Genomic DNA, 16,371 nt, shown 5'->3' with positions numbered 1-16,371 from the left:
AAAGGAGCTGGACACCATATGAGCGACTACGCAGGCCAACTGGGAGAGCGGCTCCGGAAGATCAGGATCCAAAAGGGGATGTCCCTCCAAGACGTCCAGCAGGCCTCCAAGGGCAAGTGGAAGGCCGCCGTCGTTGGTGCCTACGAGCGTGGCGACCGCAACGTCACGGTCGCGCGGCTCTCCGAACTGGCGGAGTTCTATGGAGTCCCGGTAAGCGAGATCCTTCCCGACGACGATCGCGTCACGCCCGGCGAGCCCCTGGGCCGCCGCCGGGTCGTTCTCGACCTCGAGGGGCTCGAGAAGGTGCCGGAGTCGGACCGTGACCCCTTGTCCCGCTTCACCCATGCGATCCAGATCCAGCGCGGCGATTACAACGGCAGGGTGCTGACGATCCGCGAGGATGACCTCATGGCCCTCGCGCTCCTCTACCAGACGAGCGCCGATGACCTGTCTCGCCGTCTCGGCGACTGGGGGCTTCTGTCCTCCAACGGCGCCTAGAGCGCGACCGCGGCAGCTCCGATCACCAGCAGCGTCACCCAGTACAGCGCGGTGAACGCGTAGTCAAGGCGGCGCGGCGGCAGCGGGATCAGCACCCCCAGCGTCCAGATCGGCATCACGACCAGCCCGAATAGCGCCGCGTAGCCCAAGGCCGGCCACCGCGGCCAGCCCGCGCCGAGCGCGGCCGCCGTGGCCAGCGCCAGCAGGAGGAGGCCCAGGATCGCCTGCCCCCATACGTCGCCGATCGGCCCGCCCTTCCGATAGCGATAGAAGCGGTAGGCGAAGCCGGCGACCGCGTTGATCGCGAGCGCGCCGATCAGCACGCTGCGCCACATGTCTGGGCTCATCGAGAAGGCAAGATAGCCTCCCCACCCGTGGCCAAGAAGAGATCGCAGAAGAAGCCTGCTCAGCCCGGGGTCGATCCCAACGAGAAGAGGCGTGAACGCCTAGAGGCGAAGCGCGCCGCCAAGGCGAAGGCGTTGGCCGAGCAGCGCAAGAGGGCGCAGCGCGAGCGCCTCATCCGTCGGGTGGTGCTCCTGGGGCTGCTGGTCTTCGCCGGCTGGTTCCTGTTCGTGCGTCCGGCCGCGCCAGACGAGATCAACGGCCACCCGATCAACGACTTCAGCACCGCGGGGGCGAACCAGCACACGGACGGGCCCGTGAGCTACCAAGACAGCCCCCCGGTTTCGGGACAGCACGCCCCGCAGTCGGTGGATTGCGGCGTGTATGCGGAGCCGGTCCCCAACGAGAGCATGGTTCACAACCTCGAGCACGGCGCGGTCGGGCTTCTCTACCGCCCCGACACGAACCCCGAGGACATCAAGACGTTGGAGTCGATCGTCGGCGAGTACGAAGACAGCGTCTTCTCGATGCCCTACGTGGGGACGATGGACTCTCCGATCACGATCGCGGCCTGGGGCCACACCATGGAGCTCGACAGCGCCGAGCGGGACTCGGTCAGGGAGTTCATCGACGAGTTCAGACGCGGCGGCGACGCCCCGGAGGCCAACACCCCGAACGTCTGCGAGCACCGTGAGCCGGAGCCGTTCGAGCCCGCCGAGGCCGAGGGTGACGCCGAAGCCACGCCATCTCCTGGCGCCGAGGACGAGGCCACCCCCGAGGCCTCACCCAGCAAGAGCTAACCGAAAGAACACTGGGGGTCCGCCCGCGAGAGGAACCCCCCGGCACCGCTGACCCACCTCGGTCCGGCTGTCCCTCGCGCCGGCGTCCGTGCGCGGGCTCCGCCGCCAGGACCCGGATCTCAACGAAAGCAGGGACGGGCTCAGCCCGCGGGTGGGGCTGGACGCGAAGAGACCGGGCCGAAGCCCGGTCTCTTCTTCCTCTAGGTGAGGGTTGGTCGCTTAGGAACCCGGTTTGTAAGTGGGCTCGCCCAGCCACAGCTTCAGCGTGACCTTGTCGCCCGGCGTGGTGGCGCTGGTGACGTCCACCAGGTACCCAGTGCAATCGGCGCTCGCCAGCCCATCGATCTGCTCGGTGCCGGGACCCGCCTTGCCTCCGTGGCCGGTTCCGTCGAAGAACAGGATGTAGGGAGCGCCTCCGGCGGAGTAGGCCAGACCCGCACCGTCATCCCCGCGGAAGACCAGGTCGTAGTCCCATACGACGTCGAACTCCAGCAGCCCGTAGAGGCCCGTCACTTTGGCGGCGGGGTCCACCTGAACGTTTACGTACGTGTGACCCGGGAACCCGTGGTGGGTCGGGTCGTCTTCGGTGCTGTCGGCGTTCGTGAACCCGACACCCTCGGGAGTATCCAGTTCGAGCTCCAGAGGAGCCTCTGCCGTGTGGGCATCGGTGATCTTCGTGACGGGAACGTCGGCCGCGACTTCCTGCGGCGTGTAGGTGGCGCAGGCCTTCTTTTTCTTTTTCTTTGCGGCGTCGGCGGGGCCGACGGCGAACGCGCCCACGAGCAGTCCGGCCGAGGCCAGCACCGCGAGCGTGCGTACGGAACGAGACTTCATGAGCACCTCCATCGTCGTATGGGAGTCGGTCCCCCCTTGCTAGACGGTCATTCGGCGGCGATGCCTGCTTTTCCTGCCACCGTTGCGGTGGAGTTGACGGGGCGAGTTTGTACACTTCCGCCCGTGATGCGGACGAAGGTGATCGGGGCGGCGCTCGTCGCGGCGTTGACGGCCGGCGTGCTGGGCTCAACGGCCCCCGTCGCCGTGGCCGCGGCCACGGCGCTGCCGCCGTCGGAGTGGGTTGTGGGCCCGGACAAGCGCGTCGCGATGATCACCTTCGAGGGCCAGACGCGCTCGCGCTCTTTCCTCTCGGTGCTGGAGACCCTCGCGCGCGAGAACGCGAAGGCCTCGTTCTTCCTGCCGGGGCGATGGGTCGACCACCATCAAGAAAAGGCCCGGCTCGCAAAGGCCGCGGGCCACACCCTCGGCAACCGTGGTTACGGCGATGCCCGCTTCACCTCCCTGTCGGATGCCCAGATCCGGCGTTCGATCAACAGGGCCGAGGACGCGCTGAACAAGGTGGGGGTGGGACCCAAGCCGTTCCTACGTGCGCCGAAGGGCGCCCGCGACCTTCGGGTGCTGCGGGTCGCGGGATCGATGGGCTATCGGTCGGTGCGCTGGACGAAGCGCGCCGGGGGAGGCCTGGCTCGCAAGGTGAAGAGACGGGTGGTGCGCGCCGCCGAGGACGGTTCGATCATCTCTTTGGACCTGTGGCGAAAGAGCCACCGCAAGGCACTCGACGGCATCATCTCGGGGCTTCGCCGGCGGGGGTTCAACCTGCGCACGATCGACGGCCTCACGAACGTGCACGCGATCCGGTGGGACGTCACGATGCGGGCGGGTAGCGGCGGGGCCGAGGTCGCCTTCCTCCAGAGGCTCTTGAACCGCAACAGCTACCCCGCGGGCGGGGTCGACGGGGCTTTCGGCTATTCCACGCTGCAGGCGACTTACGCCTTCGAGAAGACCAGGGGTCTCGCGCGAGATGGCGTGATGACCCCGGCGCAGGTGACCGAGCTCGCGATGTCTGGGCGACCGACCGCGCCCCGCCGTAGCCCGGGCAACTACGTCGACGTGGACATCTCTCGCCAGGTCCTGTTCGAGGTGAGAGACGGCAAGGTCCGCCACACGATCCCCATCTCCAGCGGGAACGAGGAGTACTACACGGTCGACGGTGAGACCTACAAGGCCCACACGCCGCGCGGTGACTTCGTCATCGAGCGAAAGATCCCGGGCGAGAGGCACAGCCGCCTCGGCACCCTGTACTGGCCCAGCTACTTCATCGGGGGCTACGCCATCCACGGAAGCAACTCGGTGCCGACGTACCCGGCGAGCCACGGATGCGTTCGCATCCCGCGCTACGTCGAGAAGAAGTTCTACTACCGCAATCCGGTAGGGATGCCGGTCTTCGTCCACAACTAACCCTCTGCGCGCGCTGCGGCGGGCCCATCGCTCTTGTACCGGTTGTGGAACGACTGGCGGACCTGCCGGTGAACCAGCCGGGTTGTTCGCGGCTCAGACGATTGCTCGAGCTGCGCGGTGCCGCGCGTCCGGCAGAGAGCGCGATGGAGGTGAAGGTGCTTCGTTTACTGCGGGAGGAGGGATATCCGCCTCCTATCCGGCAGAAGGTCTTGGACGACGACGGGAGTTTCGTGGGCCGGGTCGACCTAGCGTTCGTCGATCGCCGCTTGATCATCGAGGTCGACAGCTTCCGTTTCCATAGTGGGCGTGCCGCATGGAGTCGCGACCGCGAGCGGAGAAACGCGCTCACCGCGCTGGGCTGGGTGGTCATTCAGGCGACGAATGAGATGCTCGGCCCCCAGCGGGACACGTTCCTGCGCGACGTGAGCCGTGCGTTCCACCGGCCGCTTTCGCATTTTTCGTGCGTTTAACGCACGTTTTGTCGAAAAGCAGCTACGTGATGATCCGGCGGCCCCACGCGAACTGGTCGTTCCACCACGAGCCCGCGCTTATCTGAGCGAGGCTGATGCCCGCCCGCCCCCCGGACGAGTGGATCATCCAGCCGTTGCCGAGGTAGAGGCCTGCGTGGTACACGCTCGAAGCCTTGGCGTCGCGACCGTCCGGGGCGAAGAACACGAGATCGGCGGGCTTCAGCTCCTTGAGGCCGAGGCGCTTGCGCGACCCGATCGCGCCGGCCATGTCGTAGGAGGAGCGCTCGGGGATGGCCCAGCCTTCGTAGGAGCGACCAAGGGGGGCAAAGCTGGAGGTCTTCTTCTGCATCACGTACCAGATGAACCCCGAGCAGTCGAACCCGCCCTGAGCCTGCGCGCCGTACGGATAACCGGACGGGGTAGTGGAGGGCCACTCGCCGCCCCACACGTAGGGGGCGCCGACCAGCGATAGCGCGAACTTCACGACCTGGCGGCGCGTCTCCGAGTAGTTGGCCAGCTGGAAGCTGTTCAACGCGTCGGCGCCGTAGATGGAGGGAGCGGTCTTCGCCTTCCATACTGCCCACGCCACGTCGCCCTGCCTCATCGCCTCGTTCGCGGCGGCGTCATGCGTCTCCTCCGTCGTCGGACGGTCGCGGCGGAGACCCAGCTCGCGGGCCACGATCTCGGAGCCGAACCGCTTGCCGACGCCCGGGTCCCACCCGTCGGGCGACGTTGCCTGCGACAGCTTGGTCGCAACCGGCGCCTGGCCCAGCTGCCGCACCAGCGCGGCGGCGACCTCACCGGCGGTGACGTCGCCCTCGTCCCTGCTGTAGCCGCCGCCGAACGCCTTCTTCATCAGCTGCTTGAAGGCCGCCCGCGTCATCGCCTGGTTGGGCCGGAAGCCCTCGCGCTCCATGTAGCCGTTGTCGACCAGGTATCTCACCGCGGGCCGCACCCACTCAGGGAGCGGCTCCTGCGCCGCGTGGGCTGCCGGGAGCGAGGAGCCGAAGATCGCGGCAGTGAGCAGCGACAGGATTGCCCGTTGTGTCCGAGTCATACGGTAGCTATCGAGGGGCGATGTGGGCACCTTGAAAAATGGCTTCGGTGTAATTCGCGGACTAAGTGGACACGAGCAACAGTAATTAACAACACCATCAAAAGGCAGGAGAAACCGCATACGAAGCCAACCCTGTCGCGTCGGAGACCGCGTGCGAAGGGGGCCAGTTAGATGAGCAAGAGGTTGCGTCTGCTGCTGGTTCCGGCCCTGCTGGCGGCGCTGTTGCCCCTCGGCTACGCCGGCTCCTCGACCGCCAAGTGCCCCTCGGTGAAACCCGCGCCGCTGAAGTTCTCGAAGCCCACCTTCATCGACAAGGGCCGCGCCGGAGGCGAGCCGGTCAGCATCGTCGCTCAGGACGGCTCGATCATCGTGTCCGCCCACGCCGGCACGACCCACATCTACAAGGACCCCCAGGCCGCTCCGGGCAGCAGCGACTTCCTCCGCAGCTACTACAACCAGACGCTCAACTGGCGAAGCGATGACGGCGGCAAGACGTGGAAGTACGTTGGTCTCGCGGGCGCGCCCGAGGGCCCGCACAGCGCCACCTCGACGGGCTTCTCCGACCCGGACCTCACGATGGACGCTGGCGGGAAGCTCTACAACGTCGAGATCAACCTGGCGAACGTCGCGGTGTTCGCGAGCCCCGACGACGGTCAATCGTGGCCAACGGCGAACCCGATCGCAGCGTCGGGCGACCGGCCCTGGGTTACGGGGGCCGAACCGGACGAAGTCTTCCTCTACGTCAATCTCCCGAAGCAGCTATGGCGGTCGACCGACGGCGGGCTCACTTTCAAGTTGGTGACCACCAGCTTCCCCGCGGACAGCAAGCTGATCGTCGACCCGCTCAACCCGAAAACCGGCTTGCTCGGCCCGATGGATGCGGGCGGCGTCGCGATCACCGCCGACGACGGTAAGACGTGGGAGAGCTATCCGGCGCCGCTTGGGTCCTCGACTCAGTTCTTCGGCGCGATCGCGGCGGACCGCGCCGGCTGGATCTACGCTGCGAACGCGGGTGGCTACTCCGGGTCCAACGACACCGAGATCGACGGGGAGGTCACGTTCAACTACTTCAACCGCGCGACCAACGAGTGGGCGAGCGCTCCGGTGCGCGTGCCGATCCCGGAGGGCGACGCGCTGTGGCCGTGGATCATCGCCGGTGACGATGGCCGTGTTGCGATCACCTGGTACCAGACCTTGCAGGGCAAGAAGGGCTTCTATCCGTTCGTCGCCTACACCACCAATGGGCACGGGTCGACGGTCACCTGCTCCGATGGCTCCAAGCGGTTCGTTGCACCGCAGTTCCAGACGGCGAATGCGTCGGGCCGCCCGATCCATCTCGGGAAGATCTGTTTGAGCGGGACCGCCTGCAACGCCAGCGCGAACTTCGAGGGCGGAGATCGCCGGCTCGGAGACTTCTTCACCGTCAACTTCGATCACAAGGGCAACATCTTCGTGGTGTCGGGGGACACGACGCTGAAGAACGCGCTTGGTGGGCCGAAGCCGGTGGCGAACCCCATATTCATCAAGCAGTCGGCGGGGGACAAGCTGCTGGAGAAGCCCGACAAGGTCCGCAAGACGCGCTGTCTGTTCCCACTTCCGTCCTGCTGACGGCCGAGTCGCTCCGGCGCCTCCGGATGACCCGCCAGTTAGGGTCTGTGTTCGCCTAATCGTCACCAGGAGGACACGTGCCCGAGAACGGAACCCCGGATCGCAACCTCGCGCTCGAGCTGGTGCGTGTCACCGAGGCAGCTGCCCTGGCCGCGGCGCGGTGGATGGGGCGTGGGGACAAAGAGGCCGCCGATCAGGCGGCCGTCGACGCCATGAGGCTCCTGCTGGACACCGTCCCGATGGACGGCGTCGTCGTGATCGGCGAGGGCGAGAAGGACAACGCGCCGATGCTCTACAACGGTGAGCGGATCGGCAACGGCGAGCCACCGGTGGTCGACATCGCGGTCGACCCGATCGACGGGACGACGCTTACGTCGAAGGGGATGAACGGCGCGCTGGCGGTGGTTGCCCTCGCCGAGCGCGGGACGATGTTCGACCCGGGACCCTGCATGTACATGGAGAAGATCGCAGCAGGTCCCGAGGCGAAGGACGTTCTCGATCTCGACGCGCCGATCGCCGACAACCTCGAAAGGCTCGCCAAGGTGAAGGGGACGGACGTCTCCGGCATCACGGTCACGATCCTGGAGCGCTCCCGTCACGAGCAGATCGTGAAAGAGGTGCGAGAGGCCGGCGCCCGGATCCGTTTCATCACCGACGGTGACGTTGCCGGCGCGATCAGCGCGGCGCGTCAGTCGTCGGGCGTCGACATGCTGCTCGGCATCGGCGGGACGCCCGAGGGCGTGATCGCGGCGGCCGCGATCAAGTGTCTCGGAGGCGTCATCCAGGGCCGGTTGTGGCCGCGCAACGAAGACGAGCGCGAGGCGGCTCTCGCCGCGGGCTACGACCTGGATCAGATCCTGACCGCGGATGACCTCGTGTCAGGCGACAACGTCTTCTTCGCGGCCACCGGGATCACCGACGGCGACCTCATCCGCGGGGTGCAGTACTCGGGCGACAGCGCCCGCACCCAGTCGATCGTGATGCGCTCGCGCTCGGGCACGGTCCGGATAATCGACGCGATCCACCGCCGCAACAAGCTCGCGCAGTTCTCGAACCTGTACTAGTTGCCGCGGAACCTAGGTCCGGGTTCCGCCCGACGATTCCCGCCGCTGCGGCAGTGGGCGCTGGACATCTCTCCGCTGCGGGAGTCGGTGCCTTACCGCGCTCTGTGGCTGGGGCAGATCGTCTCGCTCATGGGAACCCAGATGCGGATCCTGGCGGTCTCGTACCAGGTCTTCCAGCTGACGGGGTCGACCGTGGCGGTCGGGCTCATCGGTCTCGTCGAAGTCGTCCCGTTGATCGCTTTCTCGATCATCGGCGGTGCGCTCGCGGACCGAACCGACCGCAGGCGTCTGATGGCGCAGATGCAAGCCGGCCTCATGGTCACGGCCGCGGGGTTAGCGGCCGTGTCGTTCCAGGAGGAGCCTTCGCTGCTGGCGATCTACGTGTTGTCGGCGGTGGGAGCCGTGTTCCAGTCGCTCGATCGGCCTGCTCGCTCCGCGATCATCCCGAGCCTCGTCTCGCAGGACAAGATCCCGGCCGCTCTCGCACTGAGACAGGTGGTTTTCCAGACGACCCAGATCGCCGGGCCGTTCGCGGCGGGGATCCTGATCGCAGCCCTCGGCAACGACGTTCGCTGGGTCTACGTGATCGACACGTTCTCATTCGTGGCAGCGTTGGTTGCGCTGAGGTGGGTTCCGAGGAGCATCCCTGCCGCAGAGGTGGATCAGACGCCACTGCAGTCGATCCGGGAGGGCTTGCGCTACGCCTGGGGAACCCCATTGATCCTCTCGATCCTGACGATCGATCTGGTTGCGATGGTGTTCGGGATGCCGCGCGCTGCATTCCCCGAGCTGGCGGAGAGGACGCTCGGGCTCGGGCCGGCGGGACTCGGGCTCTTGTACGCGGCCCCCTCGGTCGGTGCGCTGGTTGCGGCTGTTTCGAGTGGTTGGGTCAGGAACGTCACCCGCCAAGGCCGCGCCGTCGTGATCGCCGTGATCGTCTGGGGGGCTGCGATCGCGCTCGCGGGCTTGAGCGTCTTCTCGGTCGTCCTCGTCTTGTTGTTCCTAGCCATAGCCGGCGCGGCCGACGTCATCAGCGCCATCTTCCGCGGAACGATCCTCAATGCGAACACGCCCGACTTCCTGCGGGGCCGTGTGAACTCGGTGAACCTGATGGTGGTGACGGGGGGGCCGCGCCTCGGCGACCTCGAGGCGGGTCTGGCGGCGGGAGTGTTGGGCGCGCCGGGCTCCATCGTGTTCGGGGGGGCCGCGTGCCTGCTCGCTACGCGCCTGCTGACCTGGAGGCTTCCAGTTCTGAAGCAGTACGCGTCGTCTTCCCGCGTAGGAGAGGAGTCCCCGTAAGGCGCGCTAGGCCGGCGCCGCGGCCTGGTCCTTCACCCAGAGCGACATCAGTCCGCGGTAGTGCGCGATGAACCTCTCGTGCTCGTGTAGTGGGAACGTTGACTTGACCGTGTCGACCAACAGGTGGTCGAAGTCTTGGCTCGCTATGTACTCGACCATCACGTCGTCGATCTCGGGGATGTGCTTGTCCAAGAACTGGTGGTACTGCGCCGACTGGAAGTGCTCGTCCGCGAGCCGCCCGTAGTGCTCGAGCTTCTCCTCGTACGACAGGTCTTCACGGTCCCCGACCGCGAAGTACTTCTTCATCGTCATCTCTATCTGCATCGGCCGGTCGGTAACGGCGCAGAACAACGACCACTTGATCAACGACTTGATCGCCCACGGGAAGTAGTAGTGGAGGCTGGTCAACGAGACATCGGGGCATGCGTTCGCGTAGTCGATCGGGAATACCTGGCCGTCTTTGATCAGGGTCTCGCACGAGTTGAACTCCCACAGGAAGAACGCGTTGACGAGACGCCCGATCGTGACGACCTCCCGCCCCACCTCCGGGTCGAGGAAGCCGTGCTGGACCTGATAGCGGCCGTGGATCGGCTGCGACGGGTCGTACCGCATGACCATCGTTTCGGCGCCGATCGAGAGACTGCGGGCGAACACGTCGAAGTTCTCTACCGACGCCTGTAGATGCATGAGCCGCTCGCCCGACTCGTCGTAACGCCGGTGTAGCTCTTCTGGATCCTTGATCCTCGTTACCCCGACCCACGCGCCGCCGTCGAAGGGCTTCATGAACAAGGGGTAGCCGATCTGCTCCGCGATCCGGTCGAGCTCGAACGGCTGGTTGTACTTGGCTGCGGTGTAGGGGAAGCGCGGGTTGTCCGGCGGCTTCTTGTAAGGGATCAACCACGTGTTAGGGACCTTCAAACCCAACCTGATCATCGCGGCGTAGGCCGCATGCTTCTCCATGGACTGGAAGGTGAACGGGTTGTTCATGAGGTACACGTCGTTCATCAGCGCAACCTTCTTCAACCATTCCCGCGGCACGTAGTACCAGTGCGCCAGCCGATCGATGACGAGTGAGTAGCGCGGGACGGCTCGAAGGTCGAATGGCTCGATCGTTATGCGCTCGGTGGAGAAGGTGTGATCCTCCCCCTCGTACGAGATGGTGGGCGACAGCCGCCGCATCATCGATTCGAACGCGCTGGGCCAGTCCTCCTCGGTGCCCAACAGAAGCCCCACCAGATGGTTCCGCGCCATGCGGGCAAGCATAGGCCGATGCTCCGCGGTCGAATCCGGAGCGGCCCCTCAGCAGAAGCGCGGCAGATGGTGCGCGATCTGGTTGCGCCACGACGGCCAGTCGTGTGGAACGTCGTGCCCCCACAGGTCCAGCTCGTGGCGGACGCCTTTCGAGCCGAGCAGACCGGCGAAAGCTTTCGTGGACTCGAGGGCTCCGGTCGTGTCCTCCCATTGCCCCTGGCCGCACACCAGCACCAGGCTCGCCCGGTTACGAAGCCACTCGAGATGGTCTCCATCCAGGTGTGAGACGTAGTCCATGGGATTGTTGAAGTACACCGCGTCGCCTCGATCCCCCCACCCCAGGGCCGACACGTCGTAGACGCCGCTGAGACATATGGCTACGGGGAAGAGATCGGCTCTCTTCAGGGTGACGTTCGCCGAGTGGTATGCGCCGAAGCTGCAACCCGTGACCATCGTCTCGACAAAGCCGCCGCAGTCCGCGTGGATCCAGGGCGCGATCTGGTTGACGATCCAATCCTCGTAGTTGTTGTGGAGTCGGGCCCGCTCTTCAAGAGGCAGGTCGGCCCGATCCCAGCTCCCGGCGTCGTAGCTGTCCACGCAGTAGACCTTCACGCGGCCCGCTTCGATCAGAGGCGCGATCGTGCTGATCATCCCGTTGTTCTCGTAATCCCAGGCGCGGCCCTGTTGCGATGGGAACACCAGCAGTGGGCGACCCCAGTCCCCGTAGACGATCAGCTCGCCCTCGCCGCCGATCGCCGGCGCGTAGATCGAGACGTGCTCGCGCCTCACGACCACATCGTCTGCAGGAGACCGACCAGGTGTGGATCGAAGGTGTCGCGCCAACCCACCCAGTTATGTCCGTCTCTGTTCTCGACCAGGCGAACCTCATAACCCTGTAGTGCGAGTGCATCGCGCGCGGCCCTGTTGTTGTGCAGGTTCTCCTCGATCGTTCCGCACGTCATCGTCAAGGTGATGGGGTGCGGCCACTCGTCCGCCGTCAGGACCTGACCCATGAAGCGCGATATCCGCCGGAAGCGCGCGAAGCCGGATTCCTGCCGGTCGTATCGCTGCCTGAAGTAGCTGCCGGATTGGAGGAACAGCGCGCCGAAGGTCGCGGGACCCGTGCGGTGGATGTGCAACATCGCCAGCGCGCCGAGGCTCGCACCCATGCCGACGCGCATCGAGCGGCCGTGTGGGGTAGGAGCCGACCGCTCGATGCCGGGCAACAGGTCGTACGCGAAGGCTCGCGAATACGCAGCCGAAGCCGAGTAGCTGTTGTCCCGGTCGACCGGCGCGATCAGTGCCGCTCGCATCTTGGGCAGGTCCCCCGCGGCGTAACGCACCTCCAGGAGCCGGGTGAGCGACGAGAGCTCGTCGTACTCCGGACCGTCGTGTGCCATCAACAAAGGGGCGGGCTCGTCGACCTCCAGTCCCGGCACGGACCAGAGGATGACGCGGAAGCGAGCGCGTGGGGAGCGCGTCGTGACGGCTAATTCCCGCTTGTCACCCGGACGTGCTTCCTCGTCGAGCCACGAGGGCCGCGCGTACTCCGGCCACTCGACGACGGACTTCGCGCCGAACGGGCCGGGCGCCACCAGCGGGTTCCCGGGGTCGTTGATCCATTGCTCAGCGCCGTCGTTGTGGATCAGGTGCAGCATGTATTCCATCCGATCGGCTTCGGGGCGCTCGAACCGCAGCTTCCAAAGCCTCTCCTCGGGGTCACGCTCGAAAGGCGGGCCGAGGCGTGGCCGAATGACCTCCTGGCTCAGCTCCACCTTCTCGAGCGTGCTGTCGTCATCGCGCAGCCTGAACACGACGTGGTCCGGTCCCATGACGGGTTCCAGAGCCTTCGGAACCGGTCGGCGCGTTAGCGGCGAGGTTCCCACGAGAAGAACCTGATGGCGAGGATGAGGCCGCCGACCCCCCACAGCGCAACCACCAGCAGGTCGCTGCTGGACCAGTCCCGGAAGGTGGGGTCGAACGACGCGAGCATCGCCTGCGCGAAGTGCTTGATCGGGAAGATATCGGCGATGGTCTGGATCCACTCCGGTGCGTGATCCGAGGGGATGAAGATGTCGGAGATGAACGCGAGCGGCAGCACCGCCGCGTTGACGACCGCGGGAGCGGCCTCCTCGTTGGGGATGACGGCGGTGAAGGCGAGCCCGAGCGCGCAGAACGAAGCTGCTCCCGCAGCCAGCGTCGCGACGAATCGCCCTACATACGACGGTGGGTCAACGTCATAGAAGAGGGTTCCGGCGATGGTGACGATCGCTACGAGGATGAGCCCGATGAACACCGCGTGGAGGACGCGGCCGATCAGGTAGCTCGCGGGTGTGAGGGGGGTTCCGCGAACGCGTTTCAGTACCCCCTGATCGCGCGAGATCGTCACACCCATCGCTATGTGCGTGAAGCACGCCGTTATCACTGCGAATGCACCGATCGCGGGGACGTAGAACTGGGTCTGTTGGAAGAGGCCGTTGAAGATGACCAGGAACATCAACGGGAACATGAAGGTGAAGAAAGCCGCGGCCGGATTCCGCCAGAAGGCTTTGTTGTTGTACTGGAACTCCCTCAACGTCACGCTCAGCGCGTTCACGTCCATGCCTTCTCGCCGACGCCTGTCAGCTCGAGATAAACGTCTTCCAGCGACGGCTGGTTCACCGACAGGTCGCCCAGCGCCACGTCGTTCTCGAGCGCCCACCCGGTAAGCGTGTGCAACAGCCGCAAGGGGTCGGCAGTGTGGATGAGGACATCGCCACCGGTCTCCACCGCAGCCTGTGCTGCACCGGGAGGCAGGTCCGGCGCTCCATCGGGCAGCTTGAAGCGGATCTTCGTCTTGGTCGCGTCGGCCCCCACCAGCGATCCCGGCGGTCCCTCTGCCACGATCCGCCCCCCGACGATGATCGCGACGCGATCTGCAAGGTTCTGTGCCTCGTCCATGTAGTGGGTGGTGAGGAACACCGTCTTCCCGAGGTTCTTCAGGTTGCGGATCATCTCCCACGCATTGCGCCGGGCGGCGGGATCGAACCCAGACGTGGGCTCGTCCAGGAAGAGCAGCTCGGGATCGCCCGCGAGGCCGATAGCGACGTCGAGGCGGCGCTGCTGGCCGCCCGACAGCTTGCGCACGCGGGTGTCGCGTTTCTCCTGCAGGCCCACTACCTCGATGATCTCCTCGAGGGGCCGAGGCGCAGGGTAGTACCCGCGGAAACGGTCGATCACCTCCGCGACGGTGAGGAACCGTTCGACCCCGGTCTCTTGCAGAACGATCCCGATCCGCGCTTTGAGCGAGCTCTCGCCCTTGCCGGGATCGTGTCCCAGGACCCTCACCTCGCCTCCACTGCGCTTGCGGTGGCCTTCGAGGATCTCGACCGTCGTCGTCTTTCCGGCGCCGTTCGGCCCGAGCAACGAGAAGACCTCACCAGCTTGGACCTGCAGGTCGATGCCGCTGACCGCCTTGACGTTGCCATAGGACTTCCTGAGGGCGCGCACGTCGATCGCAGGGGGTGGCATGGGCTGGAGAATAAGCTCCGCAGATGCCGGGCTTTCTGCAGACGCCGCCCATCCTTGCCAGCGCCTGGACGGGCGATCGCACTTTGCGGGAGTCCGTCCTGTTCCATCTCGGCGAAGACGCTTTCGCGCTCGCGTCGCAGGAGCTTGCCCATATGGGAGATGTCGCGGTTGCGCCCGCGACCTTGGAGCTGGCGGCGCGGGCCGAGCTCGAGCCGCCGCGGTTGGTGCCGTACTCGGCGTGGGGCAAACGGGTTGATCAGATCATCGTGTCGGACGCGTACACGGAGCTAGGCCGGATCGGCGTCCGCGCCGGGGTGACGGCGTTGCCGTACGAGGACAGCGCCTACGGCTCGAAGGCGAGGGTTGTGTGGGCCGCCTTGCTGCACATGTGGGGCCCCTCTTCAGCTCTTTACAGCTGTCCGGTCGCGATGACAGACGGCGCCGCCCGGACGCTGCTGCTACACGGGGACCTCGACGACATAGCCGTTGTAGGTCACCTCACCACCCGCGACCCGGCCTCGGCTTGGACGAGCGGACAGTGGATGACCGAGACGGCCGGGGGATCCGACGTTTCCCGTACCGGCACCGTTGCCAGACGCGACGAGTCGGGAACATGGCGTCTGTATGGGACGAAGTGGTTCACCAGCGCGACGACATCCGAGATGGCGCTGACGCTGGCCCGCCCCGAGGGGGCGCCGGAGGGCTCCCGAGGGCTGGCTCTCTTCCGGATCCATCGCCAACTCCAAGAGGGGCCGAACCACATCACGGTGCGGCGGCTCAAAGAGAAGCTGGGAACCCGGGCTCTTCCGACGGCGGAGCTGGAGCTCGAGGGCGCGGTGGCGTACCCGGTCGGGGATCCGCTGGACGGCGGCGGCGTCAGGCGGATCGCGACGATGTTGAACATCACGCGGATCCACAACTCTTTGGGAGCTACCTCCGCGATAGCGAGAGGGCTTGCATGGGCGCGCGCTTATGCCAGCGTCCGCGAGGCGTTCGGCACGCGGCTCGCGGAGTTGCCCGCCCACCGCGCGACGCTGGCAGACATGGCCGTCGATCACGCGGCTTCGCTGGCGTTGACCATGAGGTGCTGCGAGCTGATGGGGAAGGTCGAGCACGGCGCGGCGTCGGAAGAGGAGCAGACGCTGCTGCGGGGGCTGACGCCTCTGACGAAACTCACTACGGGACGCTGGTCGATCGCGGCGGTAACGGAGGCGATGGAGGCCGTCGGCGGCGTCGGCTACTGCGAGGATTCGACGATCCCGGCGCTGGTCCGTAACACCCACGTCATCCCGATCTGGGAAGGGACGACGAACGTTCTCGCCCTCGACTTCCTCCGCGCGGCGCAACGCTCGCGGGCGCTGGAGGTCGTGGTCGCCGATGCTGCGGATGCGCTCGCTCGGTCGGATCATCGCGCCGTGGCTGCAGCCGTCGATGCGACCAGCACCGCATTGCGGGTCATCGCCGACCGCATCGGAGACGGCGTCGCAGATGCCGCCCAAGCCAGGTCGATCGCGCTCGGACTCGCGACCGCGTACGCCTGCGCCCGGCTTTGTCTGCAAGGAAGCTGGGGCGCTGAGCGCGGCGACCACAGGACCGCTGCCGCGGCCGTCCGGCTCGCGGGCCGCGGGCTCGTTCCTCCTCCTGCCCCCGAGCATCTGGAGCTCGCGATGGACGAGGAGCCGTCCGCGATCTAGCACCAATACGCGCCTCACTCTGCCCCCGAACGAGGGGCATGAAGACAAAAAAGCACGTCCTCGCCCCCCTTGCCGCTCTAGCGCTGCTCCTAGGAGCGTGCGGAGGCGGCTCCGACGCCCCCGCGGCGTCCTCCGACACCGGTTCCTCCGGATCCACCGTGACCGACGACTCGATGGCCTCCGAAAGCGCCTCCGGTAGCGAGGTAACGATCCAGAACTTCGCGTTCGCGCCCAAGAAGCTGGAGGTCGCTCCAGGCACCACCGTGGTCTGGACGAACGAGGACGACATCCTCCACACCGTCACTTCGGGGATCGGTCAGAAGCAGGGCATCCCCGGCGTCACCAAGGACAAAGAGGCGAAGCCGGACGGCACTTTCGACCAGGAGGTCGAATTCGAGGACACCTTCGAGTTCACCTTCGACAAGGCCGGCACCTACGACTACTTCTGCGCGATCCACCCCGGCATGACCGGTGTCGTCACGGTCAAGTGACCACGTAGTTCTACGTACGAGTAGCAATCCGGTG

Annotated in this window: 17 protein-coding genes; 9 read left to right on the top strand and 8 right to left on the bottom strand. The window is 66.3% G+C overall.

Going from position 1 to position 16,371, the window contains the following annotated elements; all coding sequences use genetic code 11:
- The first annotated feature begins 18 nt into the window (after nt 1–18).
- Nucleotides 19–498 (top strand): transcriptional regulator, encoded by a 480-nt coding sequence (locus M3N53_02490; protein MDP9067202.1) that lies wholly within the window; start codon nt 19–21, stop codon nt 496–498.
- Here M3N53_02490 and M3N53_02485 read toward each other — a convergent pair.
- On the bottom strand, nt 495–845 hold the full coding sequence (locus M3N53_02485; GenBank protein MDP9067201.1) for a hypothetical protein: 351 nt from the start codon (nt 843–845) through the stop codon (nt 495–497). The genes M3N53_02490 and M3N53_02485 overlap by 4 nt on opposite strands.
- 27 nt (nt 846–872) lie before the next feature.
- Here M3N53_02485 and M3N53_02480 point away from each other — a divergent pair, with 27 nt between their 5' ends.
- A complete protein-coding gene (locus M3N53_02480; protein ID MDP9067200.1) occupies nt 873–1,640 on the top strand; it encodes a DUF3105 domain-containing protein in 768 nt (255 codons plus the stop codon).
- A gap of 219 nt (nt 1,641–1,859) precedes the next feature.
- Here the strand turns inward: M3N53_02480 and M3N53_02475 are convergent, their stop codons facing one another.
- Nucleotides 1,860–2,486, bottom strand: coding sequence for a hypothetical protein (locus tag M3N53_02475; GenBank protein ID MDP9067199.1), 627 nt, complete (start codon nt 2,484–2,486; stop codon nt 1,860–1,862).
- Between the two features lie 114 nt (nt 2,487–2,600).
- Between M3N53_02475 and M3N53_02470 the strand changes: the two genes are divergently transcribed.
- Nucleotides 2,601–3,893 (top strand): polysaccharide deacetylase family protein, encoded by a 1,293-nt coding sequence (locus M3N53_02470; protein ID MDP9067198.1) that lies wholly within the window; start codon nt 2,601–2,603, stop codon nt 3,891–3,893.
- Between the two features lie 44 nt (nt 3,894–3,937).
- Complete coding sequence (locus M3N53_02465) at nt 3,938–4,363, top strand: DUF559 domain-containing protein (protein MDP9067197.1); 426 nt, start codon at nt 3,938–3,940, stop codon at nt 4,361–4,363.
- A 22-nt stretch (nt 4,364–4,385) separates the two neighbouring features.
- Here the strand turns inward: M3N53_02465 and M3N53_02460 are convergent, their stop codons facing one another.
- Entirely contained in the window at nt 4,386–5,420 is a 1,035-nt protein-coding gene (locus tag M3N53_02460; protein ID MDP9067196.1) for a C40 family peptidase, read from the bottom strand.
- A 171-nt stretch (nt 5,421–5,591) separates the two neighbouring features.
- On the opposite strand from M3N53_02460, the gene M3N53_02455 reads away from it, so the two are divergent.
- From M3N53_02455 to M3N53_02445, 3 genes are all read left to right on the top strand, one after another.
- Nucleotides 5,592–7,028 (top strand): hypothetical protein, encoded by a 1,437-nt coding sequence (locus M3N53_02455; GenBank protein ID MDP9067195.1) that lies wholly within the window; start codon nt 5,592–5,594, stop codon nt 7,026–7,028.
- Between the two features lie 77 nt (nt 7,029–7,105).
- Nucleotides 7,106–8,092 (top strand): class II fructose-bisphosphatase, encoded by a 987-nt coding sequence (gene glpX / locus M3N53_02450; GenBank protein ID MDP9067194.1) that lies wholly within the window; start codon nt 7,106–7,108, stop codon nt 8,090–8,092.
- On the top strand, nt 8,093–9,391 hold the full coding sequence (locus M3N53_02445) for an MFS transporter (protein MDP9067193.1): 1,299 nt from the start codon (nt 8,093–8,095) through the stop codon (nt 9,389–9,391).
- 6 nt (nt 9,392–9,397) lie between these two features.
- Here M3N53_02445 and M3N53_02440 read toward each other — a convergent pair whose 3' ends face one another.
- Genes M3N53_02440 through M3N53_02420 form a run of 5 tightly spaced genes read right to left on the bottom strand, consistent with a single transcriptional unit; the run spans nt 9,398 to nt 14,152 of the window.
- The gene (locus M3N53_02440; protein ID MDP9067192.1) at nt 9,398–10,642 is read right to left on the bottom strand and encodes a hypothetical protein; all 1,245 of its coding nucleotides are present in this window, start codon (nt 10,640–10,642) and stop codon (nt 9,398–9,400) included.
- 48 nt (nt 10,643–10,690) lie between these two features.
- A complete protein-coding gene (locus M3N53_02435; protein ID MDP9067191.1) occupies nt 10,691–11,431 on the bottom strand; it encodes an alpha/beta hydrolase-fold protein in 741 nt (246 codons plus the stop codon).
- Nucleotides 11,428–12,474, bottom strand: a complete 1,047-nt coding sequence (locus tag M3N53_02430) for an esterase (protein ID MDP9067190.1) — start codon at nt 12,472–12,474, stop codon at nt 11,428–11,430. The genes M3N53_02435 and M3N53_02430 overlap by 4 nt, the downstream gene beginning before the upstream one ends.
- A gap of 35 nt (nt 12,475–12,509) precedes the next feature.
- Entirely contained in the window at nt 12,510–13,244 is a 735-nt protein-coding gene (locus M3N53_02425; protein ID MDP9067189.1) for an ABC transporter permease, read from the bottom strand.
- Nucleotides 13,235–14,152 carry an ABC transporter ATP-binding protein gene (locus M3N53_02420; protein MDP9067188.1) on the bottom strand — a complete coding sequence of 306 codons (918 nt, stop codon included), beginning with the start codon at nt 14,150–14,152 and terminating at the stop codon, nt 13,235–13,237. The genes M3N53_02425 and M3N53_02420 overlap by 10 nt, the downstream gene beginning before the upstream one ends.
- Before the next feature lie 23 nt (nt 14,153–14,175).
- Between M3N53_02420 and M3N53_02415 the strand changes: the two genes are divergently transcribed.
- Nucleotides 14,176–15,846, top strand: a complete 1,671-nt coding sequence (locus tag M3N53_02415; protein MDP9067187.1) for an acyl-CoA dehydrogenase family protein — start codon at nt 14,176–14,178, stop codon at nt 15,844–15,846.
- A 38-nt stretch (nt 15,847–15,884) separates the two neighbouring features.
- Nucleotides 15,885–16,337: a plastocyanin/azurin family copper-binding protein gene (locus tag M3N53_02410; protein ID MDP9067186.1), complete on the top strand. Its 453-nt coding sequence runs from the start codon at nt 15,885–15,887 to the stop codon at nt 16,335–16,337.
- Nucleotides 16,338–16,371: the final 34 nt, after the last annotated feature.

This window comes from Actinomycetota bacterium, from assembly GCA_030776625.1.
In the GTDB taxonomy this organism is placed as follows: Bacteria; Actinomycetota; CADDZG01; order CADDZG01; family WHSQ01; genus MB1-2.
The sequence above is the reverse complement of the archived record's forward strand: the minus strand, read 5'-3'. Positions and strand labels throughout refer to the sequence as shown.